Source organism: Shewanella litorisediminis (assembly GCF_016834455.1).
Taxonomy (GTDB): Bacteria; Pseudomonadota; Gammaproteobacteria; order Enterobacterales; family Shewanellaceae; genus Shewanella; species Shewanella litorisediminis.
The window spans coordinates 758,958-771,233 of the sequence record NZ_CP069213.1; the positions used below are offsets into that span (position 1 = coordinate 758,958).

At 55.5% G+C, this 12,276-nt stretch carries 10 protein-coding genes; 7 read left to right on the top strand and 3 right to left on the bottom strand.

Annotated features, from left to right (window positions below):
* Positions 1-14: 14 nt before the first annotated feature.
* On the bottom strand, positions 15-2,291 hold the full coding sequence (locus JQC75_RS03335; protein WP_203326082.1) for a nitric-oxide reductase large subunit: 2,277 nt from the start codon (positions 2,289-2,291) through the stop codon (positions 15-17).
* A 371-nt stretch (positions 2,292-2,662) separates the two neighbouring features.
* Here JQC75_RS03335 and JQC75_RS03340 point away from each other — a divergent pair, with 371 nt between their 5' ends.
* Entirely contained in the window at positions 2,663-4,381 is a 1,719-nt protein-coding gene (locus tag JQC75_RS03340) for a potassium/proton antiporter (protein ID WP_203326083.1), read from the top strand.
* Positions 4,382-4,414: 33 nt separating this feature from the next.
* Here JQC75_RS03340 and JQC75_RS03345 read toward each other — a convergent pair whose 3' ends face one another.
* Positions 4,415-5,341, bottom strand: a complete 927-nt coding sequence (locus JQC75_RS03345; protein WP_203326084.1) for an LpxL/LpxP family Kdo(2)-lipid IV(A) lauroyl/palmitoleoyl acyltransferase — start codon at positions 5,339-5,341, stop codon at positions 4,415-4,417.
* Positions 5,342-5,456: 115 nt separating this feature from the next.
* Between JQC75_RS03345 and hldE the strand changes: the two genes are divergently transcribed.
* From hldE to JQC75_RS03365, 4 genes are all read left to right on the top strand, one after another.
* Positions 5,457-6,887: a bifunctional D-glycero-beta-D-manno-heptose-7-phosphate kinase/D-glycero-beta-D-manno-heptose 1-phosphate adenylyltransferase HldE gene (gene hldE / locus JQC75_RS03350; protein WP_203326085.1), complete on the top strand. Its 1,431-nt coding sequence runs from the start codon at positions 5,457-5,459 to the stop codon at positions 6,885-6,887.
* A complete protein-coding gene (locus tag JQC75_RS03355) occupies positions 6,887-7,768 on the top strand; it encodes a hypothetical protein (protein ID WP_203326086.1) in 882 nt (293 codons plus the stop codon). Before hldE ends, JQC75_RS03355 begins: the two co-directional genes overlap by 1 nt.
* Before the next feature lie 144 nt (positions 7,769-7,912).
* Entirely contained in the window at positions 7,913-8,401 is a 489-nt protein-coding gene (locus JQC75_RS03360; protein WP_203326087.1) for a TetR family transcriptional regulator, read from the top strand.
* Between the two features lie 628 nt (positions 8,402-9,029).
* Positions 9,030-9,185 carry a hypothetical protein gene (locus JQC75_RS03365; RefSeq protein WP_203326088.1) on the top strand — a complete coding sequence of 52 codons (156 nt, stop codon included), beginning with the start codon at positions 9,030-9,032 and terminating at the stop codon, positions 9,183-9,185.
* Positions 9,186-9,326: 141 nt separating this feature from the next.
* Here the strand turns inward: JQC75_RS03365 and JQC75_RS03370 are convergent, their stop codons facing one another.
* The gene (locus tag JQC75_RS03370; RefSeq protein ID WP_203326089.1) at positions 9,327-10,643 is read right to left on the bottom strand and encodes an alpha/beta hydrolase-fold protein; all 1,317 of its coding nucleotides are present in this window, start codon (positions 10,641-10,643) and stop codon (positions 9,327-9,329) included.
* 153 nt (positions 10,644-10,796) lie between these two features.
* On the opposite strand from JQC75_RS03370, the gene trxC reads away from it, so the two are divergent.
* Together trxC and JQC75_RS03380 are read left to right on the top strand one after the other, a co-directional pair.
* Positions 10,797-11,222, top strand: a complete 426-nt coding sequence (trxC, locus tag JQC75_RS03375; protein WP_203326090.1) for a thioredoxin TrxC — start codon at positions 10,797-10,799, stop codon at positions 11,220-11,222.
* A gap of 72 nt (positions 11,223-11,294) precedes the next feature.
* Positions 11,295-12,170 (top strand): hypothetical protein, encoded by an 876-nt coding sequence (locus JQC75_RS03380; RefSeq protein ID WP_203326091.1) that lies wholly within the window; start codon positions 11,295-11,297, stop codon positions 12,168-12,170.
* The last annotated feature ends 106 nt before the right edge of the window (positions 12,171-12,276 follow it).

Genomic DNA, 12,276 nt, shown 5'->3' on the forward strand with positions numbered 1-12,276 from the left:
CGCCCCCGTTCAGGTTAGATAGTTGATGTTTGGATAGCGGCCACAGTGCGGCGTGACAGTGCCTTGCGAACCACATCCACCAGGAACATGGCCAGCAGCAGACCGCCGACGCTGAAGATAATGTCGCCGAATACCCGCATCCAAACCAGGGTTTCAACCGTGGACGAGTGGATAACCGCCGGTGAGCGGGCAAACCAGTAGCCGTTTTCAATCACGGCAAAGAACTGGGTGATGCCCATGGGCAGCAGCGACATGAATACCATGGCCGCCAGGCCCAGGTTGAGACTCCAGAACGCGCCCTTGAGCAGCTTCTCATTCCAGGGCATTTCCAGGGTCAGACCGCGCAGACAGGAGAGCATCAAACCTATGCCCAGCATGCCGTACACGCCCATGAAGGCCGCGTGACCATGGGTAGCTGTGGTGTTCAGACCCTGAACAAAGTAGAGCGAGATTGGGGGGTTAATCAGGAAGCCAAGAACCCCGGCGCCCACCAGGTTCCAGAAGGCGGTGGCGACGAAGAACATGATGGCCCAGTGGTAGCGCTGCATCCAGGGCGCGGCGTGGCGCAGACGGTAACTTTCAACGGCTTCAAAGCCAATCAGTGCCAGTGGAACCACTTCCAGTGCCGAGAAGATAGAGCCCCAGGCAATGATGGAGTTGGTGGTACCGGTAAAGTACAGGTGGTGCAGGGTGCCGATAAGGCCACCGGTGAGGAAGATAACGGTGGCAAAAAGCACGGCACCGTTGGCGTTGCGGGCGCGGATAAGGCCAAGGCGAACCAGCAGCAGTGCGATAACTGAGGTCGCGAAGGTTTCAAAGAAGCCTTCTACCCACAGGTGCACCACCCACCAGCGCCAGTATTCGGCCATCGCCAGGTTGGTGTGTTTGCCCATAAAGAGGCCGGCACCGTAGAACAGGCCAATGGCGACACAGGAGGCGTAGAGCACCCAAATGACCGGACGCATTTCACCCTGCTGCTTCAGGGCCGGGCGAATGGCGGCTGTGACCAGCGCCAGCCAGATCATGAGTCCCGCAAGCAGCAGAATTTGCCACACCCGCCCCAGATCCACATATTCATAGCCCTGATGGCCAAAGAGGAAGTTGTTGTCGAGGCTGAAATACTGCTGAACCCCCAGCCATTCACCGGCCATGGAACCCAGTACCACCACAACCAGGGCGGCCCAGAGCACATTCACGCCAAGGCGTTGATATTTGGGTTCATAGCCAGACAGCGCGGGCGCTATATAAAGCCCCGTGCCGAGCCAGGCGGTGGCAATCCAGAACACGGCCAGCTGGGTGTGCCAGGTTCGGGTGACTGAGTAGGGCAGGATCTCGGCCAGTGGCAGACCATAAAACTGCTGACCTTCCACCGCGTAGTGGGCTGTGATGCCCCCCAGCACTATCTGCAGCAGGAACAGGCCAATAGCGGTGATGAAATACTTACCCACGGCCTTTTGTGATGGCGTAGGCTTGAAGCGGAACAGGGGGTCTTCTTTTGCTGGTTCTGGCAGCGGATGGGCTTTACCGGCGGCGTGATACCACACCAGACCGCCAATCCCGGCTATCAGGGTGACGATACTCAAAATCGACCAGACGATATTATCTGAGGTGGGGGTATTGCCAAGCTGGGGATCGTAGGGCCAGTTGGCGGTGTAGGTGTAAGTTTCACCCGGACGCTCGGTAATGGCCGCCCAGGCACTCCAGAACACGAAGGCGTTGAGCTGCTGACGGTTTGCCAGGTCAGGAATGGTGCCCTCTTTCATGGCATACTGCTCACGCAGTGTTTGCATGGAGGCATCGTCACCGAAGAGCGCCACATAGTGCTCAACCACCTGGCCAATGGCCTCAATGCGCGTTGCGCTCAGTGGAACTTCCAGTTTATCGCCGTTATTGAACAGGGTGTTGCGGCGCATATCGTCACGCAGTGACTGTTCAAGTGCGGCCTGCTGCGACTTGTCCAGGTCGGCAAAGGCTTTGCCATACTGGTTGTGGGCGCTGATATTCAGCCAGGCTTCGGCCTCACGGTGTAACCAGTCGGCTGACCAGTCTGGCGCCACATAGGAACCATGGCCCCAGATGGAGCCCAGCTGATGCCCACCCATGGAGCGCCAAACCAGTTGGCCGCGAAGGATGTCGTTTTTGCTGAAAAGCGTTTGACCGCTTTCACTGGTGAAGGCGTCCGGAATGGGAGGCATCTCCCGATAGATTTCACTGCCAAGGCTCAGCAGTACGGTAAAGGAGGCAATCAGCACTATTAGCAGTGCAATTGCCGTTTTGCGAAGTGAACTCATTGTGGCCTCTCTAGCGCTTGTTCTAATGTTATCACTATAAGGCAGAATGCGTGCCACCTTTAAATGTTTAGTAATTACAATTATTTATAATAATTTTGTTTTATTGAATTGTTTATATGACAGTGCGTGAAGGTGTCATAAAGACATTGCAATTGTTTAAATGACATTATTTAGTGTTGATGAATATTGCCAGGATCCTGATTGAAGCTGTCTACCCGGAAGAGTGGGTGGGCTAAACGAATGTTAAGTTGTAAAAACCAATATAAAACAGTAGTTTTACTTTTGGGTTTTCGACATTAAATTTGCTTTAAAATGCCATTTTGTCATGTTTTATCTGTATAATTTTTGTGATTTTTTGATAGGGAGGCGCAATGATTGCAGAAAACATGAATTTGTTGTTTTTAGTCGGCGCCTTGCTGGTGGGGCTCAGTGTGGTGTTAAGCCCCCTGTCTTCACGTCTGGGTGTACCCATATTGTTGGTATTCCTGGGAGTGGGGATCCTCGCCGGTGAAGATGGCCCCGGCGGCATACAATTCAACGATTATTCGACGGCGTATCTGGTGAGTAACCTCGCCCTTGCCGTTATCCTGCTTGACGGCGGCCTCAGAACCAAGATGAGCAGTTTTCGGCTGGCGCTCTGGCCTTCGCTGTCGCTGGCAACGATGGGCGTGGCGGTGACCACCTTGCTCACCGGGCTGCTGGCTGCCTGGCTGTTTGATCTTAATCTTTTGGCGGGATTATTGATTGGCGCCATTGTTGGCAGTACCGATGCGGCCGCGGTGTTTTCGCTGCTCAAGGGCAGGGCGCTTAACGAGCGCGTGGGCTCGACCCTCGAGATTGAGTCAGGCAGTAACGATCCCATGGCCGTGTTTCTCACTGTCAGCCTCATAGCCATGATTGCCGCCGGTGGCGAGTTTGATGCCCCCGGACTGATGCGCGATCTGCTGCTTCAGGCCGGTGTGGGTCTGGCTGCTGGCTTTGGCGGTGGCTACCTGATGTGGCACCTAATCAATCGCAGCGTGCTGGCAGATGGGTTGTATCCCATTCTGGTGCTGGCGGGTGGCCTGCTGCTGTTTGCCCTGTCCAGTTTGCTCGGTGGCAGCGGCATCCTGTCTATCTATCTCTATGGCCTGTTCCTCGGCAATCGCGGCATGCGTGGTAAGCACAGTACGCTCGCAGTGATGGATGGCCTGACCTGGCTGGCACAGATTGGCATGTTCCTGGTGCTGGGACTGCTGCTGACGCCTTCGTCGCTGCTTGATGTCTTGGTACCCGGGTTGGTGCTGGCGCTGGGGATGATAGTTATTGCCCGGCCACTGGCGGTGTGGATAAGCCTGGCACCCTTTAAGCGTTTCGTGGCTCGTGAGCGCTGGTTTATCAGTTGGGTGGGACTCAGGGGCGCTGTGCCCATTATTCTGGCGGTCTTCCCCATGATGGCCGGCCTGCCCAATGCCGAGCTCTACTTCAATCTGGCCTTTTGTGTGGTGCTGGTGTCTTTGCTGTTACAGGGATCCACCTTGCCCTTGGCGATGAAGCTCGCCAGAGTCAGCTTGCCGCCCAAGCCTGAGCCCATCAGCCGCGCGGGCGTCGACATCTTTCCGGGCAGTGAATGGGAAATTTTTGTCTATCGTCTCAAGCCCAATAAGTGGTGTGTGGGCGAGCCGTTGAGGCGCTTGTCGATGCCGGAAGGGACCCGCATTGCCGCGCTGTTCCGGGGACACAATCTGCTGCACCCCTCCGGCAGCACTGAGCTTGCTGCAGATGACGTGCTGTGTGTGCTCGGGCAGGCCAAAGACTTACCCGCTCTCAGCCAGCTCTTCAGTGAAGCGCCGGAAAACCCCGCCATGGCAGGCTTTTTTGGTGACTTTATGCTGGCCACGTCGGTACGCCTTGCCGATTTGGCGCCGCTCTACGGTTTTAACCTGCGTGAAGACGAGGTTGGGCTGACCCTGGAAGACCTGATGCACCAACAGCTTGGCCGTAATCCCGTGGAGGGCGACAGCTTTGAGTGGCAGGGCTGTGATTGGGTGGTTCGCAACATGGAAGGGGATTGTCCAACCTGCCTTGGTTTGAAGCTCAAGGCAGGCTGAGGTGCTGGTACGAGGCGCGAATACGCCTCGCGGTTACTTGTAGAGCGAAGGCGCGTCCGGATCCGGGCGCGTTTTGAAGCGGCGGTGTAGCCACATGTACTGCGGCAGATTGCGGGAAATAAGCGATTCCACTACCTGATTGCCCCGGATGGCATCGGCGGTTTCATCTTCACCGGGAAAGTCCTCCAGAGGCGGCATAATCTCAATGCTGTAGCCCTTGTCGTCAGCATCCCGCTCAACAAAAAACGGCAGCACCCTGGCTTTGCCCAGCTTGGCCAGGGTAGTGGCACCTGTGATGGTGGCAGCATCCGGCACGGCAAAGAGGGGGATAAAGACCGCAGAAGAGCGGCCAAAATCCTGATCGGCCGTGTACCAAATCACATCCGCATTTCTCAGGCAACGCACCATCTGACGCAAGTCGCGCTTGGGGACCAGTCCCTTGTTGGAGCGCAGGCGTCCATTCACTTGCAGGTATTCCATCACCGCATTGTTATGGGGGCGATAAACGCCGACGCCCGGTTGAAACTGACCGAAAATACGCGCGCCCATTTCCAGCGGCAAACAATGCACCGCAAACAGGATGACCCCCTGACCACCTGCGATGGTTTGCTCAACATACTCTGTGCCCTTGATGTGCATATGTTGCTGTACACGCTCATCGCTCCACCACCAGGCACAAATGGTATCGAACACGGCTTTGCCGGTTTCTTCGAAGTTGCGTTTGAACAGGGTATCGCGCTCGGCATCACTCATGTCAGGAAAGCAGAGTTCCAGATTGCGTCTGGCGGTATTACTGCGACTGCCAGCCAATACCCTGACCAGCCGGCCAAGTCCCTTGCCGAGGGACATCTGCCAGTGCAGGGGCAGCAGCGACAAGGCGCGCATCAATCCCACGCCCAGCCAAAGAAGCCAGTACTTGGGGTGATACAGGTGATTGGAAAATTGGGCACTTTCTACCACTTGGGGCTCGCTCTGTTGCAAAAATTCGTGCTTATTCTAACGCAAAACACGCGCAACAGAGGGAGAAAATTGGGTACAATCCGCTTTTAGTTTCGGCAAATTCAATGTGAGTACTATGAAGGTTACGCTGCCAGCTTTTGAGAAGGCCCGGGTTCTGGTTGTAGGGGATGTGATGTTGGACCGCTATTGGGTGGGACCGACGGGACGTATCTCCCCCGAAGCCCCTGTGCCCGTGGTGCGCATCAATCAGATTGAAGACAGACCCGGCGGTGCCGCCAACGTGGCGCTGAACATTGCTGCCCTGGGGGGGCGGGTACAACTGTCCGGCCTGGTGGGGCAGGATGATACCGCAGATGCCCTGACCCGCGGCGTGCAGGCCCTGGGGGTAGAACCCCATTGGCTGGTGGTGGCGGATAAACCCACCATTACCAAACTCAGGGTGCTGTCCCGTAATCAGCAGCTTATCCGACTCGACTTTGAAGAAGCCTTTGACAAGCACAGCAGTGACGAGCTGCTGGCTCGGGCAGAGGCACGCCTCGATGATGTGGATGTGGTTATCCTGTCGGACTATGCCAAGGGCGCCGTGGGTGAGCCGGCCGACTTTATTGCCAGGGCCCGCGCCAAGGGGGTGAAGGTGTTGGTGGACCCCAAGGGCAGCGACTTTGCCCGTTACCGCGGTGCTACCCTGCTGACGCCCAACATGAGCGAATTTGAGGCTGTGGTGGGGACTGTGACCAGCGAAGCGGATTTGGTTGAAAAGGCCCAGAAGCTGCTTCAGGACCTGGCATTGGATGCGCTTTTGGTGACCCGCTCCGAAAAGGGCATGACCCTGATTACGCCCAACGCCCCTGAGCTGCATATTCCCACCGTGGCCCGTGAGGTATACGACGTGACCGGTGCTGGCGATACCGTGATTTCGGCGCTGGCCACGGCCCTTGCTGCCGGTGCTGAGCTGCCGCAGGCCTGTGCCATCGCCAATACCGCTGCCGGCGTGGTGGTGGGCAAGCTGGGCACATCCACGGTAAGCCGTATCGAACTGATTGAAGCCTTGAAATCCCATCAGGGCGAGTCTGGCATTGGCGTCGTGAGTGAAGATCAGCTGGTGTATGCCCTCGAGCAGGCCAAGCTTCGCGGCGAGCGGGTGGTAATGACCAACGGCTGCTTTGACATTTTGCACGCAGGCCATGTGAGTTATCTCGCCCAGGCCAAGGCGCTGGGCGATCGCCTGATTGTGGCGGTGAACGACGATGACTCGGTGCGCCGTTTGAAAGGTGATGGCCGCCCGGTTAACTCCGTCGATAGACGCATGGCCGTGCTCGCCGGGCTGGCCTCGGTGGACTGGGTGGTGCCCTTCAGTGAAGACACCCCACAGCGGGTTATTGCCAGGCTGCTGCCGGACCTTCTGGTGAAGGGCGGCGACTATAAGGTGGAAGACATTGCCGGTGGCGCCGAAGTGATTGCCAACGGCGGTCAGGTCAAGGTGCTGGGGTTTGAAGATGGGGTGTCTACCACGGCTATCATTCAGAACATCATGAGCCGCCACTGATGACGTGGCGACTGGCACTGAATCTGCTGCTGTTGATGGCCTGTTGTGGCCTTAATGCGGCGCAGTTCAGTGGCAGTTTGCATGACCATCCCCCTGTGGTGGTGGCGGGTAAAGAGGTCATCCTCTGTGAGCTTGCCGGGTTAACCCCTTGCCTGACCAGGGTGCCTGAAGGCGTAAAGGCGCAATTGCCTGCGGATATTCCCACGCTGCTGGGGTATCGCGCCGCGCTGGTAACCCCAGTGTCCCATCCCGAGATTGCCGGGGTGATAGTGATGGCCCCGGAGCGAACACAAAGTCGCGAGAGCGCCATCATTGCAGGTTCTCTGCTGGAACTGCCTTTGGCCGAGCAGTTCACCTTAACCCTGTGGCACGAAATTGGGCATCTGGAGGTCAGGGCTTTACAAGGCTCAGTGCTGCCGGATATCCTCAGTGTGCGCGAGCAGGAATGGCTGGCCGATGCATATCTTTACTGGCGAATTGCCAAAGAGAAGGGCAGTCTCACGTTGGCCTGGCAACAGTTCCATCGCCGGAATTTACAGGCTATCAATGACGTCAACCAGCTGTCCCATTGGAGTTCCCTGTATTTACTCCCTTTGCTTAACAGGTATGACGCCAAAGAACTGGCGTTATTCGCTGAATTTGGTGCCTTTTGCCAGGATTTCTACCCAAACATTCCCCAATGGTCTGACGAAGAACTGCGGGAGTTTGCCAGTCTTTTGCATAATCTTTTTCAATCCGGTAACACCCGGATCATGCCCGATTTTATGTACTGGCGAAAACCGCAATTACGTCCTGTTTTGGCGCCCACCCTTGATTTGCTGATGGGGTCAGACAACGCTCAACAGTGGCTCAGCAGACAGCACATGTTAATCAAAGGTTAGCGCTTTGGCATGGCGTTCTGTTTTTAGCTGAACACTGGCTGAACAAAAGTCAGATACTCTTATGAATGCCATTTTTCTGGCAGTAATCCCTCTAATGCTTTGGTAAGCTCTGCGCAACAAATATAACAACGGGGGATACATTTCATGGCGAAACGTTCCAAGGTGCAGACTGAGCAGACCATTAACCAGATCATGGATGAGGCGCTCAAGCAAATCCTCAGTATTGGTTTCGACGCTATGTCATACACGACGCTGTCAGAAGCAACCGGGATAAGCCGGACTGGTATCAGCCACCACTTCCCTAAGAAAACGGATTTTCTGGTACGCCTGGATGCGCGTATTGGCCGCCTGTTTATGGCAGCCCTGGATTTTTCCAGCGTTGAAGCGCTGGAGCGTAGCTGGATGCAAGCGATGCGCGAGTCCCATTATCGGGCAGTGCTGAAGCTCTTCTTCAGTCTTTGCGGTTCTGCAGAGCGTGATGTGACACTGTTCCGCGCCATCAGTGGCGCCCGCGAAAGCGCGATGCTGGAGCTGGGCACTCAGGGCGAGCGGACCATCAATCAACTGCTGGGGCGTGCGGCGGTAATGCTGATTGCTGAATCTGATGCCGGTGTGGCAAGCCAGGCGGCTTGAAAGGTCAATGACCGATAGCAGTATAAGAAAAGGAGCCTCAGGGCTCCTTTTTCGCTATTGACGCAGTCGTATGTCGGGGGCGAAGTCGATATCGCCCCAACTGTTAATGGTTGCAAGTCTCCCATCCTGGCGTGTGATGGCCAAAGGCTGGCTCTGTTGTCCGCGGACAAAGAGTAACTGGTAGCCAAGTTTCGCCAGGGTATAAAATGCAAACCTCTGTGCGGTAGTGAGTTTGTTCCAGTGGTCGAGGTTAGTGGAACTTATCTGCCGCCGGTCCGTTTTCTCCCTGTGGCCTCTATGGTGGGTGCTTTCACGGGTCATTTCACGCCTCCAACGTGTGCCTTTACTGCCTGAGCAGTACTTTAGTTATACGCCAACGCCGGATAATCACAATAGTAGGATTTTCGCATTTATGCATTTTGTGCGTCGTTAATGAGTATGGCATGGCAGCGAAGACGCGGGGGCAAAACAACCGGGGCAGGCGGAATTGTTTGTATTCGACACCGATTTCAGCGCGCCTTGGTGAGTACCCTTGTACTTTTGTGAGTTGGGGTTGAATAGCTTAAGACATTGAAGGATTGGGAGCGCCTTGATATGGATTTTAAAAATCAGCACCCGGCTCGTCGCAATGTTTAGGGTAGGCCAGCCCGACCTTTATGTTGGTGGTGTTTCAAAAGAAACCCTCTTTCCGGATGATTTAGCCACGGGGCTGAGATTCGATATTCTCGGCCGTTATATGGCGGGAGAGGGCCTGTTTTTGAGCCCACATCAGCAGCGTAAATGATAAGGCTTTCTGGTTGCTGGTTGATGTATACCCGGTTGATGGCAGAAAACCCCATGCCGGTACTGAGGAATTCTTCCTGGTTCAGGTAGCGTTAAATCATAAAAAGGCGCCTGCTTTGCGACTCTTTGTGGTTGCCCAATATCAGAAGCGTCTTGGATTGAGCTCCCAATATTCCCAGCTTTCCAAGCCTTGGGCGTCGGCCAGTGCCATGGCACGGCTGTGCAGGGCCTGCGCTTCTGCTATGGCGCCCATGGCCTTTTTGGCTTCACTCATTTGCGCCAGCCAGTCGGCGCTTTGCTCGCCTTCTTTTTCCGCCCGCATCAGCACTTTTAGCGCTTCCTGTGGCTGCTGCTTATTCAAATAGGCTTTGGCCATGGCAACGCACAGTTCTGTGTTGGATTCGGGGAAGCGTTTTTGGGCTTCATCAAGGAAAGTGCTTACTTTATCTTGCTGTTTGGTAATGAAAAAATACTTGGCGAGGTAGTAGGACTGTAACCACTCGAAGCGAAATCCGGCCCATTGGCTGCGCTTGGCCTCGAAGTGGTTTAACACATCTTTGTAGTTATCCATGGGCACCAGCACGTCAAGGTCGGTGTAGTAGGCCGGTGCCAGATACTCCAGGGCATCCAGCAGAGCAGGCATGGCGGTAGTATAGTGGGTTTCATCCGGGTAGCGTTTGAACACTACCCCGGAGTTTGGCAGCGCTTTTTCAATCAGTTCATACAGCGGTTGCACCCCCATACCTTCTTCGTTGGCGACCGATAAAAACAGCGGTGGCAGTACCTTATTCTTTTTGATGTAAGCCGCCACGCGGCCGTTGATGCCGTAATCGTCGTACCAGGTGCTGGGGCTCATGGCCAAAAAGGCAGAAAAGGGCGTGCCATCGACCATCATCGACTCGAGGGTAAAGAGACCTCCGAGAGAATAGCCCGCTATTGCGTTCTTACCACTGGTCCGAAATCTGGCATCAATCAGGGGCACCAGCTCATCTTTCAGGTACGCCATCAGGGTGTCTGCGCCGCCAAACTCATCACCTTCCCGCTCGGAAGCCCAGGTAGTGGATTTGATATAGTCAGCCTGCCCCTGAGTGGCAACCCCCACCACTATCATGGGGGGGATCTTACCCATGCGGGTGAGGTTGTTCACTGCCGCCGATACATGGCGAAACTGAAAGTCGCCATCAATGACATAGATTACTGGATAGTGGCGTTCGTTGGCTTGATAGCGCTCAGGCAGCGCTACCATGTAGCGTCTGTCCTCACCAAAATGGTGGGAAGGAGCCTGATAAGCGGCACCGTAGGTCAGCGCAATGGCGGTGGAAACAGTGTGTGAGGGGGTATCTCCAGTGGCAGTCTGCGAGTGTGCTGACTCTAATGGGGCGGCCATCGCAATTAGCAGGCCAAGGAGCAAGCTGCGAGGCCGACTCTGCTGAAAGCGTGTTTGAATTCCTGATTTCATCTGAAGTCCTTGTTAATTTTGATATCGCTTTTCCGGTGTTTTACCCTGACAGAATTGACAACAAAAGTGAAGAATGCTGGTTTTTTCGCCTTGTAATGGGTGTGCCGTGTCCCCATGTTTGTTTCGTCCAGCCTTTACTTTGGAGCCATTGTTATGATCCTTGCCTGCCCCCAATGCCACGGCCTGAGCCGGGTGCCCGACGACAGACTCAGCGACGCCCCCAGTTGCGGTCGCTGTAAATCGCCCTTGTTTACCGGTGAGCCGATTGAACTGACCGCTGCCAACTTCGAGGCCCATGCTGCCAAGGCGGATTTGCCGCTGGTGGTGGATTTTTGGGCCGGCTGGTGTGGCCCCTGCCAAAGCTTTGCCCCTGTGTTCAGCGCGGCGGCAGCGGAGCTTGAGCCCGGATTCCGCTTCGGCAAGTTGGATACCGAAAACCAGCAGGCCCTGGCGGCGCGGTTTGCTATTCGCTCCATCCCCACTGTGATGGTGATTAAGGGGGGTAAGATACTGGGGCAACAGGCCGGTGCCATGCCCAAACAGGCCTTCGCCCAGTGGCTGAAACAGTTTTCCCCATAAATCAGTCGCTTTGGCTTGCCATTATGCTCCGATAGCCGGAGGATAAACCCGGGTAGGCAAAGGAGTTGAACTATGCTGGATGTGCGCTGCGAAGAGCCGGGCCAAACGCCCCGGGTCTTTTCTGTTTACGGTTTTGCCAAACTGGATGAGGTTACTCAGGAGCAGCTCAGACAATCGCTCTTTTGCCTGGGTTGCGGCGCGCGGGCCTATTTTCGCCGTGCGTCCAGCGATGGCAAGGCTGCCTGCTTTGGCTCCCTCTATCACAGTGATGATTGCCCCGAATATCGCCCGTCCAGTTCCAGCAAGGAGCATGAAGCCGACATCGCAGCTGTGCGCGAGGCCATTGCACATGAAGACGGCCTTAGCATTGATTTTGACGCGCCGGTCAAACTCGGCCGCAGCCTGGCCAGACCCGCTGCAGACTCCTCTATTGGTGAACCACAAACCGCCTATCGCGCCAGCTCACGCCCCAAGCCACAATCTGACTCCGATGCGGCTGAGGAGAAAGAGACAGCGCTGCAGGCCCCAAAACTGGGGCTTAAAAAGCTGCTGCTGAGTTTATTGCGGGGCAGTGAGCTTGCTGGCTCGGACCTTTGGGTCTACACCGATGAGGTACACCGCTGGCGCGCGAAAAACCTGTTTGTGAATTTTGCCGATGCTATTCCTACGGAAAAAGGGGCACCGCGCATGTATTGGGGCACCTTGTCCCATGCTGACAAAGACATGAATTGGCTTAACCCCACCGACAGTCGCGAAGTGGGCATCGCCATCTCCGACATTCGCGATGCCCTGCTGAAGCGATTTGGCATTAAAGAGCGCGGTGACTTTGAGGGGGCGGGCATTATTCTCTTTGGCAAATGCTTCTATACCAAGGATAAACAGCGCAAAATCATTAAACCCTGGAGCCGGGACCCCAAGTGGGTTTATCTGCTGCCCGGGGAGGAGTAGCCTCACAACCCCTGGGTAAAAATCAAGGATAAAGGCGATATACGGAAATGAGTCAGAGTGTTGAAATGAGTCCCCACCAGGTTACCTCAGTATCTCATCTTGCCCA